Consider the following 21,335-nt stretch of genomic DNA (forward strand, 5'->3'; position numbering starts at 1 on the left):
CTGCCGGCGAACTGCCGGAAATCCGGAAAAGGAGAAGTGAAATAGAGATTGGAGCAAATCTGTCCTTATCATACAGGTTTGCTCCAGATTTGTACAGGTACGAGATATCTACCGTTTACTTCACTACTGTCTCAATTGAATAAAAACACTGAACTAATCCTTCTTGCCAAGGTGCCCAAAACCAAAATGTTTGCTGTAAATATGCTTTAACATAAATAGCAAAATTATTAACCAACATTCCAACCCATGTTACTAAAACTCTACTTTGTGTTCATTTAAAAATGTTCGATTAAACATTCCATCCCACTTTAATGTATCTACGGTTCCAGGATTATACTTAGAAGCCATTTCATTTAGAGGCATCAATTGATTAAGAAAATTTGCTTGTTCCGCAGATATTTCTCCATTATTTGCTACCACTGCTGCTATTTGTTGCAACGGTATAGCTACCATCTCCTGAAACAGTTGTTCCACACCAAAATGTATCATTAACAATTTTTGTAAAACAACAACTAATATAGAAAATACTATCATGACAAAAATATTTTTGCGATTATTTGTACAACATATGATTAAAATCAATAAAATAGGAAATACAATATAGCTCCCATTATTCCGAAGAGATAAAATCCCAAATAATACTACCGCAAAAAAAATCCACCACATTTTCCCCATATCATTATTACTTTTTTCAATTATCAAATCATATAGAAGCAACACTAATACAAATAAAAATAATGAAAATAAAGTATCCTTCAACATGGCAATTGCATACATTGCAAGTAAAGGTTCCATCAAAAAATATAACAAGACTAACCATTTCACAATTTTCGGTACCTGTTTTTTTGAGAACCACACATAAATCCATGTATATAAAGCTGATACACAAATAATTTGTAAAATAGAATATATCGCAACACTATATTGCAATGAACCTAATGCTATACCAATTTTTTTTAATATAGTTAATCCTATACAATAAAAAACCGGAAATTGCTGGGCTTGAGACATCCCATAATACATAATATTTAATCCATCATTCATACCTACTCCAGGATAATAGGTTAAAAGGCATATAATATTGATGCATATACTCAAAAGAAAAATAACTAAAATTTCTTTTTTTCGCAGCGGAACAATGGCTCTTGCTTCCTTATCTTCTTCTCTTTGTATAATTTTCCATAATACCATCAAAATTAAAAAAATAATAATACCTGTTCCAAATACTTCTATTATATTTATATATACTCTACCTTCCTCTACTAATTTATGTGATATCGAAAATACAACACCAAATAATATTGAAAAAAATATAAACGCCATTAATTTTTTTATAGTTAAATATTTTCTTAATATAAACATTATTTTTCTCCTCTTCATACTATATTTGATTTGTAGGCAAAATTATTTTTAATATATAATATTATCACAAATTTAATTAACAATCGATCTCCATATATTGTTGATTTCATGACTTGTCACCAGACTGCTCTCACGAGTTGTTTTTAAAAAGCAATCATCTACCTCTGGAATTCGGCCGTTTTTTTAGTTGAATCACGACAAGCGGAAGGGGCTGCGTTTCGAGAAGAAAAAGCCCATTCTGGAAACTTTGGTGTCGTGGCTGAGCAGACAAAGACCAATACAGAGCACTCGGATGGACAAAATTTTCCCCTTCCTGATCCTTTACACCAGCTCATAGTTATTCTCGCACAGCCCTTGCAGTGCCGTTTCAATCATATCAAAGACTTAAGCAATTGTGAATACCAAGTCAATGAAATTTCTAAAAAACAGGTGCTGATTCCAAAACGATACGCAAAAATCTTTCATAAGATGACTTCTCACCACGACACCCATTATTCAAGAAACGGCATCCAAGTTGGATCCCTTCAAACCTATCATCCAAGAATAGCTGGATAAAACCAAGAAACATTAGCAGAAAACAGCATCATACCACTTCATGGAGTCTATGAACATCTTGTGGAAGAACATAGCTATACCGAAAGTTACAACATCATCCAACTATATGAAAAAATGCCTTTCCATCCAAACTAAGAAAGCAAACCTAAAACTGAGCTGAGATTCAGAATCTGTACAAGTAAATTTTGGGTAAGCAAATTTTAATGAAACAGGGAAAAACTCTGCCGCAAGTCTAACCGTGTCGTTTTCTTACAACATGAACTATACAGCACTGATATCTGGTATCCGGAAAGCCTTCCGAAATGGTTTCCAGCATGCCAAAATTCTTATCGCCGATGATTAAGCGTGCACCAGTAAGCCCGCTTTCTTTTAACCATATGAAGAAAAAAATACCTGGTTTGATATGTTCATAAACCTTTTATTCAGGTTGCTGATGGTTCCCGGGAATACTTTCGTTCCCCATAAGGTTTCAAGGTTATCCTCCAAATGGCATACAGAAACATCAGCCGGATACATCTCAATCAAATCTTCTTATACGGAGGATCCCTGCGTCGATATCTTTCAATAATGTCGGTCTCAACAGGAACCTTTTTTCGTTTAGAATCCTTCAGTTAGACTTCTCTTGCGGTAGCATGAAGATTTCGCTTATAATGACCAGAACGATATCCCTGGCAGTCAGAGGAACACTCATACTTTTCAGCGTTGATTAACCCATCAGCTTCCTTATTGAGCCTGGCACTTAAAGTTTCTCAACGCTGTTATGAACAAGATCTTAAATCATGTTTTATTAAGACCTCATTTAGCTGTATAATCTTATTAGACATAGGTTTATAGCCTTCTCCGATATATTTTGTTGTGGTAACTTAATTTTACCAAATGGCTATAGATCATATCTATTTTTATGAAATTGATTTTGCAAAATCAATTATACGTTTTCGTTTTATCATATAAAAAGCTTTGATTATATATACAGAAAAAATTATACTACCTTTGAAACAGATAATACTACCTCTTCAAATCTGTTTTCCCCTTCAATATATACCAACAAAATTATCTTTAATGTCTTTAATGTTACTCAGCTAAATTATTATTTGTCACATACTTCTGAGTTTTACAATCATCTTTTTATATTCACAATATGTGTTTTCTCTTCCATATTTTTCTCTCCTTGAATATATAAATTCAACCATTATATTATTATATTGTTTTATCAATCTGCTACCACTTAATTTTTTAACAATTTCAATATTATATATTTTCGCATTAATACCTAATCTTTCCCCGCTACTGCTTGTAATTTAATTAACGGGACATCTATCACATAATATACCGTTCATTATTTTCTTTAATACGCGAACTCCTTCTCCCAAAATAATTGTGACTATGAATATTCCCACGGTTCTACATATTATATATAAAATACATCCTAATCCACTCTCAAGAAATGCATTATTAAAAAAGATTCTCAGTACAATATACTCTAACGGATCATGAAATATATAAACATAAAATAAGTTTCTTATCACAATTTTGCCCAATCGCTTTTTCAATATTTTTGGAAACATTCTATCACAAATATCTGCCAGCAAAAAAGTTAAAAATGAACCAATAATAATCAGAAAAAATGAATTAATAATACTATATCTTTTATTAATATATTCCAACACAAATAAAATAATAGTGGCTGTTATCGTTTTTCTAATATTCCATTTTTTATGAGAACGTCTTTCAATTTGAAATATATAACCCAAAGAAAAATAAAATATGTATCCTAAACCTTTTTTCATTCCCAAAATATCAAACGGCGCATATCCAACGCATAGTTGTATGACGCCACTCAAAAGTAACAATCCATAAACACTTGTTATATTAAGTCTATCTAAAAATTTTTTTAAAGCCACAAAAATTATCAAACACCAAAACAACGCAGTTAAAAACCAAAGATGTCCGCTATCCTGCCCTGACAGAACTCCTTTCATCGCAGCTTTCAGAGAATCTGTATCATAAAAATTTCCTAACCATTTAACAGGCAACATAAATAACCAGCTGTACACAAAATATGGAATCAATAATCTTTTCACTTTTGATTTAAAAAACTTATCGAATACAGCCATAGGTTTTAATGCCAGTACTGCTCCCGAAAGCATAAAAAATAACGGCATATGAAAAGTATATACCCAGCCAGATAAATATCTGAAAAAATCCATAATTTTAAAATTATAAACAATACTTAAGTTTTGTGGCAATATATATTCTACTCCACCGTATGTAGTCTGCATCGTTAAATATGCACTATGTCCAACCACAACAAAAATCGTCGCAATTAACCTCACCCAATCATATATGGTCTCCCTCCTATATTGATACTCCCCCTCTTTATCATATCCAAATACTTTATTGTCAATCATAAACTTATCCTCTTTTCCTCATACACTGAATCACATTGACACAAATATCGCACCAACTAAAATTAATACAACACCCATTATCTTTTTCATCGTAATCTTTTCTTTCAAAATCATATAAGATAGAACCATCGTCCAGATATATGTGATGGATGTAAGTGGCAATACAACTGAATAATCCAGATATCTCAGAATGTAAACGTTTAATACCGCAGATATCAGATATAATCCTCCACCAAGGTATAGATTGATATTCAAAAACATTTTAAAAATACCTTCTGTTCCTGAGGCTCTTTTTAAAAATAAAGAAGCAACTGCCCCACATACGGTCATAAAAACCAGAATAACAAAATAAATCATTTTTCATCACCCCCGGCAATTAACATAACTCCCGTTATGATAATAAACACTCCGACACCTTTCATAACAGAGATATGTTCATTCAAAACCAAGGCCGCCAGAATAATGCTAAGTACATAATTCAGACTGAGCATCGGCTGCAGTACCGACAGCTTTCCAAAGCGATAAGCAACTAACATCAGCAATGCCCCTATTCCATAACTGGCAAATCCCATTAAGAGAACGAAGATTCCCTGTTCGGCTGATAGCTTCCATAATAATTGTCCTATACAGACAAATATGGAAGACAAAAGCATCAAAATGATACCGGTTTTATTTTTCTTAATTGAATCTAACAATATCTTGTACCTTCTTTTTTCTTTTCTATTCGTACAAATACATCCTGTATCATACAAAAACTCACTTTGGAGTATATACTCCCGCTGCATTTTTAAATAAAATCTTTATTAATTCACTGTTTCCTTTAAAAAAACTTATTTTAGTAGGAGTCTTCCCTTTTTTCGGATACGCTCTTGTCACAGGGATTTCACATGCTTTCATCCCAATTTGTGTAGCGCGAACCGAAAGGTATGCCAATAATTCATAAGTCATAAAAATATCACGTAAGGGCTGCACTCTCTTATCTATCAGATATCTGGCAGAGTAAGCTCTGTAAGCATTTGTCGTATCCGTAAATTTGTGATGTGCTGTCAGGGATATTACCGGTGCGTGTATACATTTCACTGAAATCATTCTGATCAAAGGAGTGTTAATTGCTTTTCCTCCTTTTACAAATCTCGATCCCTGAATAAAATCATACCCTTCTTCCAGCTTTTTGATAAAATGTGGTACATCCTCTATGCTGTCTTTATTGTTTCCATCAATAGTAATAATTCCTTTGTATCCACGCTGCAAGGCCCACCACATACCCATACGAAGCTGAGCTCCCTGTTTTCCCGTATCATCTTTTACCAGAAGTGTATTAACTTTTAATTTTTTTAACCGTTTTTCTTCTGTACAGCCATCTGTTGATCCTCCGTCACAGATGACAATGTCCGCACAATCTTCGATATTATATTTACAGGCTCTTTTTAACTCTTTAATAATTCTGTCACTCTCATTAATAATAGGAATCAGAACAACATAATCTTTCTCTTTAGATTTGAACTCTCTGCATTCAAAGCGAGGTACTCCTTTTTGTTTTTCGTAAATCATATAAAAATGCTCCTTACATAATCCAATCTTCTCTCAATCAATTGCAGGTCGTCTGTTTTACCCATTTCAATGGAAACGAACCCTGTATAACTTTCATTTTCTAAAACCTTTTTTAAATCCTTATGCAGCTTTCTTTCTTTTATCGGTTTAAGATTTGGCTCACTGATATGCACATGATTAATCAATCCGACTTTGCCCTCCAACTCGTTGACATCTTCTTCATTTTGAATCATCGTTCCGACATCAAGATTTAACAAAAAACCTTTCGAATTTACCATACGAATCAACTCAAATGCGGACTCTGTATCATTAATATAATTTGTATTGTATAGAGGCGGATTCGCTTCCATCCCTATAACCGTATTATGCTCAGCCGCATAATCACCCAATTCTTTAAAAAATCGCACTCCTATATCATAACTGACATCATCAGGAATATTTCTGTTTCTGGGACATCCAAAAACAAGATTTGTACAACCAATTGCTTCTGCAAATTTAATGGCCATTTTTGTATAGTCTAACAAACCTTTCCGTTCTTCTGATGTTCCAAATATATTTTCCTTTCGCCGAAACCATATGGATTGCATAGAAGGAATCACCAAACCGTATTGTTCCTTCAAATTTTTACTCCATATTTTTGCTTCTGTATTTTTACTATACGGTGCTTCTGGAAATATTCTGGTCGGAGCAATTTCCAGACCTGAGTACCCATACCATATCATTAATTCGTACACTTTGCCATCCTGTGATCCGTCCCATGCTATATTTGATATTGATAACTTCACTTTTTTCAATCTCCCTCCAATACTCTTACATCTTTTATAATAAGTTGTTCGTCATCATTAAACAAAATCGTATCAATATTATATATATCCCAAAAATAATCTGCGCTTACTCTGATCATATATTGGTTTGTTCCCGGAACGGCTTCAAAGCAATATTGCATTTTAGCCCCTTCTTTTTGCGAATCGTACAAAACAATATTGACTGATTTATTTTCTTCCGAAGAATTCATGATTTCAAATGCCAGATAATTTCCTTGCTCACCAGTCGTTGTCTGAGATCCTTCAAATCTAAATTGGTTATCACCTGTTGAATTAACAGAAATTATCTTTTTATTATCAATCGCAGCATATTTATCATAATTTGCCCATATATATGGCAACATATTTAAATTGTAAGAATGATATGGCTTAAATAAAAAACCAACGTTTCCCTTTTCATCTACAAAAGAAGTGGTAAAATCATATCCATAATCAACCAATTCATAAATATTTTCATCATATTTATTATTTTGAAGAATTAATTTATATTCATCATATTTATCAGTTTCACACCATATCACAAATTCTCCAAATCTGATTAATGGACGATACTTATTATAAATATATTCTGCAATCTTATAATATCTAATATTATGCGGAACACCTACCATTTGCTGAAGATAAGATGTCTCTGTTGTTCCCAATATAGCCAACGGACAACTGTATTCAGATATCTCTCTCAAATAACACTTCTGAGAATATAAATCCGTCAACAAACTTGGCGTCTGTCCCACATAAGAAGGCCTTTCCCTTCCTGTTAATGCATACATTGAGGTCACATTCGCAAAATCAACGAAGGTTTCATCTTCTTCTAATAACGTATCAAAGACAAATTCAAACTGTTTCACCAACAATGTAGTACTCTCATCAAACACTATTCTCGGCTGTCCTACATTCTCAGTCACATCATCTCGCAAATCCCAATTCTCCGAAGCTTTCAAACTTCGGGAGACCAAAATAGAATCTGCCTGTGGCCAACTTTGAGTTACTGCCGTTCCTTCTACAAGAATTACTATCATCATTGTTCCCATCCAGGCCAACACTTTGTTTCTCTGTTTTCTTCCCCTCACAGACATCGTATATAGCACATAAAGCGCCACTGTCCAGTGGATAAAATTAAGAAGCACACCCGTTCGCCCTGAACACACAGCCAGATTATGATAAACAATAGTTCGAGTTATATATAGAATCTCTGCAAAAGCAAATACCGTGGTCAATAATGCCACTCTACCATTTTTACGAGTTTTATAATATTTAAATAAAGTAAAAACTACCAGCAGAATAGCCGTTATCGGAACCACAATATATGATAACAAAAACGCAAAAGAACTTTGATCTCCAAAATCTGCAGTTGCCCAGGTTGAACTGGAACTCAAGCTCACAGACATCCATTCTTTGATTCTCCCCATGACTGGTATTCCAGTTGCGCACGCATATATAACATAAAAAATAAGTGCACCGATGCCGACGCCCGCTCCGCAAAAAACAAATTTCTTCAGCAGCTTTATCTTCCTCTGAATTAACAAAAAGACCACATGTGCCAATATGCAGGCAACACCTAAAGACATTCCCTCATCATAAGTTATAAAAACACCAATAAGTGCAGCACACCAAAAAACAACATATTTTTTTACGGTTGGGTTTTTGTATATATACAACAAAGCTGCTATTGATATACCACACAAGCTCATCCATTTTATTCCCGTAAGAATACCTGGGAACAACAGCACATATAAAACTGCAATATTCTTATCAAATAATTTTTTTACAATGAAAAATAAAATAATATATGCTATCATTGCAGTCAATCCGCCATACGGATCAGCAAAAATCCCTTTAATATCGTCATGTATTAAACAGTATATGATTCTTGTCCATACATCATTTAAAGCATGTGCAGAAAAATAATCAAAAATCGGCAACTTTCCATGTAATATGGAATCTACTGTAACTGCATTATTTCCCTTCTCATAAACATTTGCAAAAGTATCATATGACCAAATATATTGATAATTATATGCAAAATTATTGACCACAGCAATGCTTACTATAGCACCAATATATCCAAAAGTTGAGAAACCTCTCTCCTGTTTTCGTAATAAAATAACTGCAATCAGAGCTACACTTAAAAATGCAATACAAGCTATTCCTATAAGCGTAAAATAACGTTGAACACCCCATCCTTTTTCCGTTAAAAAATATATTCCTTCTAACACAATCCTTATTACAGCAGGCAACCACATCAAAAAGAATATATATTTTTTATTTTGTTCATACGCTTCCTGTCCTACCGGAACGAAAAGAACAACGCTGATATATCCAATTAAAATAACGCTGCAAATCAGAATACACGTTGTCATTCCAAGCATGCGGAACATCATATTAAAGGTCAAAACCAACACTACAAATATAACTAACAGCATAGAAATATCTGCAAACTTAAATCTTTCCGTTTTATCTAAAATGCAAATAATTGTCAATATCGCAAAAAATGCTAACAGACACTCCATTAATGGATTGCTCACTATATCTGTATTTTTTGAAAAATATCTTGAAATATAGGATGCGGAAACAGCAAACACCAATACTGTACTTAATTTAAAATAAATATTTATATACTTTTTTCTATTATAAAAAAGCCAGTTTAGCAAACATATAAGAACTATTGCTATTCCTGGCAAATATAAGAAAAAAAGCTTATAAAAATTTCCTATTCTTGCATCAATAGATATTCCCGACAATGTAGCCGTACTAAAGGTACGGTCCCATTCCACTAAATCCACGCCGGAAAGAGGATTAATATAATATGCAATAGCCAGAGTAAGTACAAAAGCAATAAAAAGTACTTGTTTATTCGTTTCCTTAAGCAATTTTATGATTTTTTTCACCTTAGTCATATTAACATTCTCCAGACTCAATAAATGTTTTTATTTCCCTCAGTACTTCCTCTTTTTCTGAAATATATCCACCTTTTCCACCAAAAATTTCTGAAAAAACTGTTCTGTAATCGTAATCTGCCGGTTCTCCATTTAATTCATTCGTAAACTGTTTTCCATTCAGGTATTGATATATTTCACCAGCAGAAACCGGTTCTGTCGCCGGATGCCATAATAAAATGTCCTCTTTAAGAGCAATCCGAATATCATCCCATAACCTATTTAAATTATAAAATTGATAGACACTCCTGCTGTCAGTAAAATTCAACGCAGAAAAACCAATCTTTCTAAATTTATTTTTTAATTTCTCTTTTTCCTGTTCAGAAACATTGACTTTATAAAATCCATTGTCTTGTAACTGATAATATTTATCCAGTTCTGAATCTATTTTCACTAATTCATCAAACTTGTCCTTATTTAACATAAAAGGAATCACATTTATATAATCATAGATAAAATTTTTCTTTATATTTTTTCCAAATAATCCAGGAAGTCTTATAATCAGAGCATCCGGATAATTTTCACGTACCCATAATTCCAACTGATATCTGTTATACCCATATGGATGTAGATTTTCCGTATCTATTCTAGATCTTTCATCCACCTTTCTTGGTTCTTTAAACACATCTATTGTTGAAATCAAGACCAATTTTTTAGGTCTTATTTTTTTAATATTCTGTTCTGCTTCTATAATCTGTTCCATATCTTTTTCAGGAGCATTATTTGCCAGATATTTTTCTGCTCTTAATCCCGCATAAACAAGTAAATCCGGGCATGTTCCATACGCTTCCTGTATATTCTTAGAATTGTACGCAGCATCAAAATCACCCGATGTATATAAATTACTACCCACAAATCCCGTATATCCTACTAACGCCTTCATTATTACTCTCTCCCTATTTTGTCAGTTTCTCTATATTTTCAAAACTATAATGCTTTTTCTTAAATACCAGATCAATACACAACTGCAAATATTTTATAATAATAGTCAATATACCAAACAGTCCAAAAAATGCTATTGATAAAAACAAAACTGTTGTCGTCCACCCAGCAACAGGATTTGAAGTAGCATATATCACGACAGAATAAATAATCATAATCATTGACATAAACATCATTAATACGGTCATTGTCTTTGCAAAGCTATAACCCATATTTGTAAATAATATAAGAGAATCCACCGCAAGCCCAGACCGGAATTTTTTCTCCCTTTTATCCAAAGTCTCCTGTATAGAATTAATCTTATTATATTTAATATTGTCTGTCATCAAACCGCAATTAGCATAAACTGCTTTTCTGTAAGGAATCGTCTTATTCATAGAACTTATTCTATTTATTACCCTACGGCTCAAAACCCGAAAACTTTCTGTAGTCATCTCATACGATAAATCAGTATATTTCTCAAACACCTTATAAAACAACTTAGAACTAACTCTTTCTCTTCGATTTGAAGATGCGCTGACGATATCATACCCCTGCAATGAACGATAATAAATATCCATAATCACAGATGGAGCAAAATCGAGATATGTGTTGTCAAATTCAAAAACAAAATCACCAATGGAAAGATCCACTCCAGCGTTCATCGCATTTTCTACCCCATGAAAATAACTCATATTAATAATAGACACACTTGTCGTTGAAGCCAGCGCGCTGACTTTCTTTATTACATCTGAAGAACAATCTTCTGAACAATCATTGACACAAATAATTTCTGAATGTTCAAAGTTATCTTCCATCACTTCAATGATCGTTCGTAAAAATTTTTCTATTCTATTTTCTGCATTATGAACATATATTACAGCCGAAACAAAATTCTTTTCTTTAATCTTCATCGCAAAGCACCTCATCTAAATCGTACACTGTATTGATTTTTCCGGAGAGCACGCCAACAAAAGTTGGATTTTCCGAATATTTTCTTATCACCGTCGGTCTGGAATCATCAATTTCAGAACTCATAAGTATCGGTTTCATAGAAAACAGTGATTTATTATACGTAAATTGATAATCATCCAGCATATATTTTCTGGCCAGATTAGCCATATAAGGAAATGCCGTTGCCGGCTTCGCCGGACAATCATTACAATTACCCAAATGAAATGTTGAACAAAAACCTCCACTTTTTTCCTGACAAGAAAACGTAGGAACATCATCATAGCTTGTCGTATGCGGTGTAAAAGTTACCGATGTGAGAGAATGGTATCCCGTTTTCCCAAAAGGCATGATTGAAAAAAATGGTCCATCCATTACTGTAAAACCGATATTCTTTAAATTATCATTCACATCACATAATATAATCTCACAAAGTTCATATTTAATTCCAAACTTTTCAAACCCTACCATATCCAATATCTGATTTGTTCCAGCATAAGTTGCATTCAAAACAAAACCCGCTTTATATGTTTCTCCATCTTTCGTACTAATAATATAACTATCCGTATCTGTGTCTATCTCTGTAATTATCACTCCATATTTTATTTCAATCAAAGATGGGTATTCTGACAATTGTTCCAGAAAATATTCTTTTAATATCATGGCATCATAAGTATATTCCCTAGTACGAAATACCCCGTCACACATCCCATTTTTAAAATAATTTCCGGGATGCAGTTCCTCACAGGGAATGTTTGCCGCCCTGCAAAATTCTTTAAACTGCTTACCATCTGTCCACGAATACTGACTGGATGTTGCATAAATCTGATCAAATTCTTTATTCACACAAAATGCATAATCTCTGTTAAATCTTTCAAAATAACCCGCTGATTTCATGGCCGTAGATATAGATCTGGGATAATGATAACCCTGATGCACTCTGGCCTGATTGATATATGTTGCCCGCTTAAACGGAGTGGAATCACATTCTAATATAAGAACTTTTTGCCCCCTTTTACAACAAAACAAAGCCGAATACAAGCCATAGAGACCTGCACCGATAATAATTTTATCAAATTGCTGCATTTTCCACTATCTCCTCTGCAATTGAAAATAAAACAAAAAAATGAGCTGCTAGCAGCTCACAAAAAACAAGATTTATAAGACCATTTAGCTGACTAGTTCTCGTATATCATTGATAATCTAAAAGAATCTTCCTCTATTCTACGCATAGGTACCAAAAACATACTATCTAATACATGATACACTATACCCCCCCCGGTCTGCAAGAAGATATTTTAGCTATAGTCCGATAAATCAAATTATTTTTTTATTTAAATGCAGCATTATCATTCAAAATTTATTCTTGATATTTCACCTCTTTCCACCAGATCTTTAACTTCTATTTTGAATATTAAAAAATCATTTTACATATTTTTACCTACTTCACCTTCACCGCATCCTCGCTATTCGTGTCTGACACAATAAAATGTGGCCGGTGTTTTGTCTCCATATACGTTTTTGCAATATACTGCCCTATGACTCCCAGGCAAAATAACTGTATCCCACCGATAAAAATGATGACACAGATAGTAGAAGCCCATCCGGCTACCGGGTCTCCGAATATCAACTGTCTTATGATAACTATTAACAGCGCAATGAAAGAACACAATGTCATAAAGATACCAAACCAGGAGGCAATGCTGATAGGCGCCAGAGAGAAATTAATGATACCGTCTATTGCATATTTAAACAATTTCCAGAAATTCCATTTGGTCTCCCCGGCAACTCTTTCTACATTTTCGTAGGCCATCCAGTAAGTTTTAAAACCAATCCATCCGAAAATACCTTTTGAAAACCGGTTATACTCGCTCATGCTCACAATCGCGTCCACCATCTCTTTTCGCATCAAACGAAAATCACGTGCCCCATCTACGATATCAGCATCTGAAATTTTATTAATTATCTGATAAAATTTTCTCGCAAACCAGCTACGTATCTTTGGCTCTCCTTCACGATTCTCTCTTCTGGTCGCGACGCTATCGTATTCACCAGTTTCAAGAATCTGGAGCATTTCCGGAAGCAGAGACGGGGGATCCTGTAAATCAGCATCCATTACCGCTATGTAATCTCCCTGCGCATTGCAAAAGCCCGCATACATGGCCGCTTCCTTTCCAAAATTACGGGAAAAGGAGAAATATTTCACATGTTCATCCTCTGAGGCATACTTCTTCAAGATACTCAAAGTCTCATCTTTCGAACCATCATTGACAAAAAGCAACTCATAATCATAGTTTATTTTTGACAACACTTCCTTTGCTTCTTTATAGAAAAAAGGCAAAGACTCTTCTTCGTTATAACACGGAATAATTAAAGATACTTTTTTCATTTGTTTTTTCCTCTCTACGATACACGTATCACTACTATACCATCAATTTGCTGAACCGAACCATCTGTCGGAAAATTTGTCATTCCCTTTACTCTTGAATCCTTTAACAAATACTCATAATCTGAACCACTACACGTTGGAAGATTAACCCCGCACAAATTAGAAAAAATTCCGTGCCAAGTTCGTAAATCTAAAGAACTTTCCCAATAAGGCCCCGCAATCTTGGCATAGCTATTCGCCTCATCATATAATTTATTCAAATAAATACTCGTATTATTGCACGGCGCACCAATCACTGCATATTGCTGTTCCTCACTATACATATTTTTTTCATATAAGACAGATAATATATTTTGCGCCATAGACTTTGCTGCCACCGTTCCCTGCCTTAAAGCTTCCTGATCTATCTGAGTCTGGTATATACTTCCCCACATAATAAATATAGATATTAGTGCAAGACCCAATTTTAATATATTTTTTAATTTAAAAAATTCAATCTCACAGAACTGTTTATAAAGGATACACGCAATAACTGGAATAATTAATGCACAAGGTGCTGTCTGCCACGTCTGATATGCGGAGCCTGGCACTAAAATCACAACAATATTTGCTGCCAAGGGAAGAAGTATAATGGCAAATAAACCAACCACTGTATTTAAAAATTTCTTTTGTGTCAAAATCATTATTATAATCATCAAAAGGCACAGTATTGCCACCAATATGAACAGCTTATTTCCAGCAAATAAATTCCATTTTGTCTCATCCACTCCACAAAAATAATTAAAACATATTTCATATGCACGTCGTATTGACGTACTTAAATTAAATACAATGTTGCTTGCTGAAAGGGTATCAGCCCCATTATATGAACTCATTTCCACATTATGTCTCAACAGTTCAATTTTCAATATTATTTCAAATACAATAAATCCACCTATACCTGTCGCGCATCCACCAACAATATAAGATCTTATATATTTCCAAGGCTTATTGCTATATAATAAAAATACAAAAAAGAGCAAGGCTACCAATGCAATACATCCTAAATAAGCTTGATACAGCCCTAGTACAACAGCAATGCAAATACCCCCCGAAAAATAGTACAATATTTGCATTCTTAATTTTTGTTGATTGTTACATTGATTTTCCACACCTTTTACAATAAGCCATATACTCAACATGGCTAACAAAAAAGAACAACCATATATATTTGACGTATATAGATATGATATGGATGAACAGACCACCACATTGCCTAAGAACAGACCTGATACCAGATAATCAAAAATTGAGCCTATTTTAATTTGAAATAAATTAACCAAAAAACAGGTTCCTAATACAAGCAAAGTTAAAATAGTCGACCATGGATGGGTTGAAACCCCAAAATGGGTGATATCCAAATAAGGAATCGCCCATCTTCCCAAGGATAGTTCCCAATTTCCTGCTTCATAATAGGTTCCATTCCATATACCATCCTGACGATTGAACAAAAAATCATTCATTATCAAACCATATATTGCCACACAAAATATCATTTTAATCAACACTGAGATTAAAAATTGTTTTAATAAATGTTTCATCCAAAAAACCACCTTTTATGCATTCTAAAAGAAACGCTAATCAATATTTACCTATATCTACTCTGAATATAAATAATACGTAGTAGTAAAAGCATACGTACCCATTTCCGAATAAGCACTAAATTGAGGACAAGTTTTCATTATTTCTTTCAATATTTTCTCTGAATCAGCTGTAACTAAAAGCATCATCTCTTTATTATTAATAATTTCCAGAGATGATAACATTTCCAGATCACTATTATTAACAAAGGTTACACTATTATAATTACGAACTTCCGAAAAAGAAGGCTGTGTTTTCCAATTTTCATCATATACATACAGACAATCTACATTTTGCTTATTTTCAGACATTTCAATAAGATTAGCTGAATCCTTGCATAGGTAAGACCAATTTACATCCTCCCATTCATTTATCACTACAACAGTCATCAACAATGCAGTAACTATTAATAAAATTTTGTCCTTAAATAATTTTTGTAAACAAGTGATAACCAGACAAAATATCCCTCCCAGTGCTCCTGCATAAATGGGCATCATATATCTGTCAGTAACAAATGCAGCCATCTTGGATACAATAAAAAAATACATACCGATCGGTATAAAAATCAAAGAATATCGCATTAACACAATCTTTGCCCTGGATTCAGAAGAATTAAAAATATATTGTTTAATGCTATTACGATAATGAAATTGCTTCTCAAATACATAAACCAAAATTAATATAAAGAGTACTGTAACACCAATATATTCTAATATATTTCCAAATATTTCTGCATCAATAATATTAAAAAAGTTTTTAATGCGCTCCCAAAATTCATTTGCAGATTGATTCAAATTATTTACAGCTTCTGTACCACGATATCCACCAAACATATGATATAACATATACGGAAATATTCTATAGGCAGAAGCACCAGATAATATTCCAGTAATAATAACGCCTACTACCGGAAACACCCTTTTGTTTAATAAGAGTATCATACAAAATACCACACATATAAAAACAGTAAATACAATACAGTAATAATGAGTAAGTGCACCCAAAAGAGCCACTACACCTAGTTTTACATAAAAACTCAAACTAAACTCCCATATGCCAATTTCTTTTACAAGCAAATAAATTAATAATGTCACTAGAAACATTGCCAATATATACATTCTAAAAAAAGATATGGCCGACAAAATTCCAGAAGATAATACAAACATTATAGATATAATATCTCGAATTTTTTCATTTTTATTTGTTAACTGCAATATTAATTTTCTTAAAACAAACAACGTTAACAAAGCAAATAATATATTTATACTTCCAGCATACCATTTACTAATGGTTCCTGGGAAAAACGAACATATGGTATGAAGCAGAGCATAGTACAATGGCGGGTGAACATCTTTGCTTTGATTTTCCCATACATTCTGATAATCAAAACGATGTTCTTTATTTACTGTTAAATATTTCAAAAAAGGTTCCGCCGGTTCAGAATATCTTTTTCCATCTTCAATACTGATAGCAATCCCGCCTTGATGGTTCGCCAATCCATAACTGTATGTTTCGTCTACATGATAAGTCTCTTTATTGCCGATTGTCACAATCATCAAAATCAGAAAAAGACCGTATAAAATTAATACCGACAATGATGGTTTTTTTATAACTACATTTATCCGTTTATCTTTATTTTTGTCTTCTGAAAAATTTTTTCGCTTATCTAAATTGAAATATCGTCTTACTATATATTCTATTGACGGTATAATAACAGCAATCACACCTGCCAATAAGATATATTTACAAGCGAAATCCCTATATTTATTTAATTTCAAAATAATATTTCCTGCATTTTGAAATCCGTAAAATAAAATCAAATCCATAACCCAGTTTAATGTAATTACAGAAAAAACATATAAAATAATATTCTTTTTATAGCTTGTTGTAAAACCCAACATTTTACTTCTTACACCCAGCAATAACAAAGCTGGAAAAAACAAAGCTATGATTGCCAACATACTAACACCTCATTTGAACCACATAAAAAACTATTTTCTATAAAAAGCAACCCAAGATTCTTATAAATAATTTTTCAGAAAATCATTTTAAAACAGGATTCTCCAATCGAGAAACATATCTTTCTACCATTTGATATACAAATATATCTGGTTTTTCTTTAAGAACTTCATTAAAAATTTCAGTATCTCTATGAACAAAATCAGAGTACTCAAATGTTCTGGATAACATAGGTTTTAATGCATCTCTAAAAGAATCACCCATAAAAAATATTTTTCCATGCCCATCATTATATCTATACTTCTGATATGCATTGTTTCCGTTTTCATCATCGTACAATATCTCTACCGTTCCGCTATAGGAAATAAAATTTTCATCATAAGCCTCTATTATTCCAGATAACATAGCCATATTCGCCAAATCGCCGCCATCATATTCTCTGGCCTCTATATTCTCAAAAGATAACGGCGTAATATTTAACGCAGACATTAAAGCCTTATATCCTTCATAAGCCCCCAAATCATTCCAGTGAGTATCATATTTATAATATACGTCGTATTTTTCTTTTGCTTTTAACAACTCTTCTTTAGGATACACCACTTTAATATCACTATTTTCCCGAATGTAATCTACGACTAAATCAATATTTTTTTCTTTGTGGACTTCTTTAATTCCGTCTGGCATGTACTCACGATAAATGTGTTCTTTGTTCGGCATTAGCATAAGGACAAATTCCATACCATTATCGTCACACCATTTTTGTAATTCTGTTACATTATTCAGAATCTTCTTCAATTGTTTTTCGGTATAGAGTGTTTTAGCCTGGTAGTCATTAATGGAGATACCACCCTCACCCTGATAAAAGAGCCATCCATTTTTTCCCAAAATCACATCACTACTGTTTATTTTATTAAAAAGAGTATACTGAATTTTTGTATTGAATCCCATTAATGTATCTCTAAATCCTATATTATCATTTAGCCAACTATTAAATCCTGTTTTCAATTCTGGATTTATTGCTCCATCATCGTTGAATACCTCCGGAAATTCAGCTAACGCCCTATTTTCTACTTTGGAAATCATCCCAGCTTTTTTATTAGAAAAAATCAGAGGAATGATGCATACAGCTAAAAACAATACAATAAAAATATAATTTAATACTTTCCGCATAACTTCCTCCTAAAATTGAAAATAGATAAATGAATTATAAGAAGATGAAACCACTCCCACAATGCATATTCCCATTAAAATAACCAAAATAATATTTTCAACTGCTATTGAACCGGCTGTTTCTTTCACATACTTCTTATAAAAATTCTTCAAAATCGGCACGCTGAAAATAATAGCCACAATCAGTAATACGATATTAAATTTTGTCAGATACCAACCTGCCGTATATCCGACCGCACTCAGATCATTCAAACCGAACATTGATAAAATGTAACTGCATGCATGTTTTAATCCCGGAGCACGGAAGAACACCCAGCCCATATTTACTACAAACATTGTATAGATATAGGATATCACTTTTTGAACGATATTTCCGGTGCCAACTTTATATCCTTTGCTGCCTAAAAACTTCTCTATGATGTTGAAAAATCCGTTCCACAGTCCCCATATCACAAAGTTCCATGCACTGCCGTGCCATATTCCAGTTACCAGAAATACGACAAAAATATTAAAATATACATTTCCTGTTCGACTTCCACCTAATGGAATGTAAATATAATCTCTGAACCAAGACGACAAAGAAATGTGCCATCTCCTCCAAAATTCCGTTATCGACCGCGATATGTATGGATAGTCAAAATTCTCTTTAAAGTGGAATCCGAATACCCGCGCCAGGCCGATTGCCATATCACTATATCCTGAAAAATCAAAATAAATCTGTAACGTATATGCCAGAGATCCAATCCATGCCACGGCTACTGTCATCTCATGAGTAGAAATCCCCCATATGGAATCCGCTAAAATACCCAGATTATTTGCAATAAAGACTTTCTTAGCAAGTCCAATCACAAACCTCATTAATCCGTACCGAATATCATCACCGTCAACAGAACGATTCTTCAGCTCTTCCTGCATATCCACATATCTCACGATTGGGCCAGATAATATCTGCGAAAAAAATGTCATAAACAGTAAAAAATCCACTATATTTTTTTCCGGTTTAACTTTACATTTATAAACATCGACAAGATAAGAGATTGCCTTAAACACAAAAAAAGAAATCCCAAGCGGTACAAGAATATTTAAAGCTGATATATTTGAATCAAATACTGCATTAATATTTTCAATAAAAAAATTCGTATATTTAAAATATCCCAGACTCAATACATTAATTACTACACCTAAAACTAATAACCATTTACTATTCTTTCTATGAAAAATCAATAACCCTAACGTATAGTTAATCAAAGCCAGGATAATTATTATGCACAGCCCCCTTAAACTTCCCCATGCATAGAATATAAAACCAAAAATCAATAGCCATAAATTTTTCAAATTGTCTTTTATAAAGAAATAACTGATGACCAAGATTGGAAAAAATATTGTTATAAAAATTAATGAATTGAATTCCATTTTTCTCTCCCAATTATTGTTTGCTGCTACTTTACATTTACCAGATCACCAAACATTAACTTTCTTATTATTATCACAACAACATTATAAAGGAACATAAAGTCATAAAAATTCAAACATCTCCATCCTAATATTCCTACCCAGTTTGAAAACTTTTTCAACTATTGTACACTTTTTTTCTCAAATTCAAAAATAATTTTTTTATAATTTTTATACAAAAAAAAATTATGAGTGATAATATTAATGCTATGATAATTGTTTTTCCCACAATTATAGGAAAATATTTTAACCGTGACTGCATAATTGGTTCCAATTCTTTCAATTTAGGATAATTATTTGTATCTGGAATCCAGCTCAAGATATATGCTCCAAAAGTCAAATTGGATATAACAGCCAAAAAACTTGCAATTTTTTCATTGACTTTTTGATAATCAATAGAATTAATTATCAAAAAGATCAACACGGTATCTATAACATTTTGAAATCCTCCCCAACCACACCATGGTCCCCAAACAAATTTAACCGAATAACTCCTCCAAATATTAAAAAGGCCAAAAATACTAACCGCAAATACTAAAAGTACAGCTAACTTCCATGTTCTTAATTTTTTTATATCAATATAACATTTAATATATGCCCCAATATAATAATAAGTAATCGGGTATAATATCACCCACCAATCCGGAACTATAGTTTTATAGTTTGTTGATATCCATGGTGAAATCAAAGCTTTCGGTGTTTCAAAATCCCAAATATTTAATATACTTGGAATAGTTGTTAAAACTATCACCACTAAAACTAAGATTTCTCTTCCATCTTTTTGAATGTTATGCCATAAACAATTTAAAAAAGGAATTAACAGAAAAAAGCCGATATACATTTCTACATACCAAGAATATTGATTAAATCCTAATATGTTTGAAATACAGCTTTTTAGGCTCAATTGTTCATGTAAACCAACGCCTCTATATATCAAAATTAATGCCGTAGCAAGTATATACGTAATTAATACTTTTGATAATTTTTTATATTGCTTCCAGAGACTTTTCTTATTCATTAATATTCTCTGTTCTGACATTAAATATCCACTTAGCAACATAAAAAGCGGAACACATATCATAAACAACGTTCGAAGTATCACCATTACATACATTTTTTCTCCCAAAACCGGAGTATCATAAAATCCAGAATTTAAGAAAAAATGTACAGAAGGGACAGAAATAAATGCAATAATTCTAGTTATATCAAGCCCCAAATTCCTATCTTTTCTCATATT

General features: G+C 32.8%; 18 protein-coding genes. 1 reads left to right on the forward strand and 17 read right to left on the reverse strand.

What is annotated here, in order from left to right:
- Nucleotides 1–252 precede the first annotated feature (252 nt).
- The gene (locus tag B5E53_RS05500; RefSeq protein ID WP_087313053.1) at nucleotides 253–1,362 is read right to left on the reverse strand and encodes a DUF6020 family protein; all 1,110 of its coding nucleotides are present in this window, start codon (nucleotides 1,360–1,362) and stop codon (nucleotides 253–255) included.
- 255 nt (nucleotides 1,363–1,617) lie between these two features.
- On the opposite strand from B5E53_RS05500, the gene B5E53_RS18840 reads away from it, so the two are divergent.
- Nucleotides 1,618–1,917: a hypothetical protein gene (locus tag B5E53_RS18840; protein WP_140401441.1), complete on the forward strand. Its 300-nt coding sequence runs from the start codon at nucleotides 1,618–1,620 to the stop codon at nucleotides 1,915–1,917.
- Nucleotides 1,918–2,149: 232 nt separating this feature from the next.
- On the opposite strand, the gene B5E53_RS20085 is transcribed toward B5E53_RS18840, so the two are convergent.
- From B5E53_RS20085 to B5E53_RS05580, 16 genes are all read right to left on the reverse strand, one after another.
- Nucleotides 2,150–2,320, reverse strand: a complete 171-nt coding sequence (locus tag B5E53_RS20085) for a transposase (protein WP_343215605.1) — start codon at nucleotides 2,318–2,320, stop codon at nucleotides 2,150–2,152.
- A gap of 895 nt (nucleotides 2,321–3,215) precedes the next feature.
- The gene (locus tag B5E53_RS05510; RefSeq protein WP_087313054.1) at nucleotides 3,216–4,325 is read right to left on the reverse strand and encodes an acyltransferase; all 1,110 of its coding nucleotides are present in this window, start codon (nucleotides 4,323–4,325) and stop codon (nucleotides 3,216–3,218) included.
- 30 nt (nucleotides 4,326–4,355) lie between these two features.
- Nucleotides 4,356–4,682, reverse strand: coding sequence for an EamA family transporter (locus B5E53_RS05515; RefSeq protein ID WP_204245493.1), 327 nt, complete (start codon nucleotides 4,680–4,682; stop codon nucleotides 4,356–4,358).
- Nucleotides 4,679–5,020 carry an EamA family transporter gene (locus B5E53_RS05520; RefSeq protein WP_204245494.1) on the reverse strand — a complete coding sequence of 114 codons (342 nt, stop codon included), beginning with the start codon at nucleotides 5,018–5,020 and terminating at the stop codon, nucleotides 4,679–4,681. Before B5E53_RS05520 ends, B5E53_RS05515 begins: the two co-directional genes overlap by 4 nt.
- A 61-nt stretch (nucleotides 5,021–5,081) precedes the next feature.
- Nucleotides 5,082–5,876: a glycosyltransferase family 2 protein gene (locus B5E53_RS05525; RefSeq protein WP_087313056.1), complete on the reverse strand. Its 795-nt coding sequence runs from the start codon at nucleotides 5,874–5,876 to the stop codon at nucleotides 5,082–5,084.
- Nucleotides 5,873–6,661, reverse strand: a complete 789-nt coding sequence (locus B5E53_RS05530) for a sugar phosphate isomerase/epimerase family protein (protein WP_087313255.1) — start codon at nucleotides 6,659–6,661, stop codon at nucleotides 5,873–5,875. Before B5E53_RS05530 ends, B5E53_RS05525 begins: the two co-directional genes overlap by 4 nt.
- 5 nt (nucleotides 6,662–6,666) lie before the next feature.
- Complete coding sequence (locus B5E53_RS05535; protein WP_087313057.1) at nucleotides 6,667–9,597, reverse strand: hypothetical protein; 2,931 nt, start codon at nucleotides 9,595–9,597, stop codon at nucleotides 6,667–6,669.
- 1 nt (nucleotide 9,598) lies between these two features.
- The gene (locus tag B5E53_RS05540; protein ID WP_087313058.1) at nucleotides 9,599–10,519 is read right to left on the reverse strand and encodes a hypothetical protein; all 921 of its coding nucleotides are present in this window, start codon (nucleotides 10,517–10,519) and stop codon (nucleotides 9,599–9,601) included.
- A 13-nt stretch (nucleotides 10,520–10,532) separates the two neighbouring features.
- Nucleotides 10,533–11,471: a glycosyltransferase gene (locus B5E53_RS05545; RefSeq protein ID WP_087313059.1), complete on the reverse strand. Its 939-nt coding sequence runs from the start codon at nucleotides 11,469–11,471 to the stop codon at nucleotides 10,533–10,535.
- Nucleotides 11,461–12,594, reverse strand: coding sequence for an FAD-dependent oxidoreductase (locus B5E53_RS05550; RefSeq protein ID WP_087313060.1), 1,134 nt, complete (start codon nucleotides 12,592–12,594; stop codon nucleotides 11,461–11,463). Before B5E53_RS05550 ends, B5E53_RS05545 begins: the two co-directional genes overlap by 11 nt.
- A 355-nt stretch (nucleotides 12,595–12,949) precedes the next feature.
- Nucleotides 12,950–13,897 carry a glycosyltransferase family 2 protein gene (locus B5E53_RS05555; protein ID WP_087313061.1) on the reverse strand — a complete coding sequence of 316 codons (948 nt, stop codon included), beginning with the start codon at nucleotides 13,895–13,897 and terminating at the stop codon, nucleotides 12,950–12,952.
- 14 nt (nucleotides 13,898–13,911) lie between these two features.
- Complete coding sequence (locus tag B5E53_RS05560; RefSeq protein WP_087313062.1) at nucleotides 13,912–15,477, reverse strand: glucosyltransferase domain-containing protein; 1,566 nt, start codon at nucleotides 15,475–15,477, stop codon at nucleotides 13,912–13,914.
- 57 nt (nucleotides 15,478–15,534) lie between these two features.
- Nucleotides 15,535–17,478 carry a hypothetical protein gene (locus B5E53_RS05565; RefSeq protein ID WP_087313063.1) on the reverse strand — a complete coding sequence of 648 codons (1,944 nt, stop codon included), beginning with the start codon at nucleotides 17,476–17,478 and terminating at the stop codon, nucleotides 15,535–15,537.
- Between the two features lie 82 nt (nucleotides 17,479–17,560).
- A complete protein-coding gene (locus B5E53_RS05570; RefSeq protein ID WP_087313064.1) occupies nucleotides 17,561–18,646 on the reverse strand; it encodes a DHHW family protein in 1,086 nt (361 codons plus the stop codon).
- 9 nt (nucleotides 18,647–18,655) lie between these two features.
- Nucleotides 18,656–20,059 (reverse strand): MBOAT family protein, encoded by a 1,404-nt coding sequence (locus B5E53_RS05575; RefSeq protein ID WP_087313065.1) that lies wholly within the window; start codon nucleotides 20,057–20,059, stop codon nucleotides 18,656–18,658.
- 157 nt (nucleotides 20,060–20,216) lie between these two features.
- Nucleotides 20,217–21,332 (reverse strand): acyltransferase family protein, encoded by a 1,116-nt coding sequence (locus B5E53_RS05580; RefSeq protein ID WP_087313066.1) that lies wholly within the window; start codon nucleotides 21,330–21,332, stop codon nucleotides 20,217–20,219.
- Between the last annotated feature and the right edge of the window lie 3 nt (nucleotides 21,333–21,335).

The sequence above is a fragment of the Eubacterium sp. An11 genome (assembly GCF_002161065.1).
In the GTDB taxonomy this organism is placed as follows: Bacteria; Bacillota; Clostridia; order Lachnospirales; family Lachnospiraceae; genus Anaerobutyricum; species Anaerobutyricum faecale.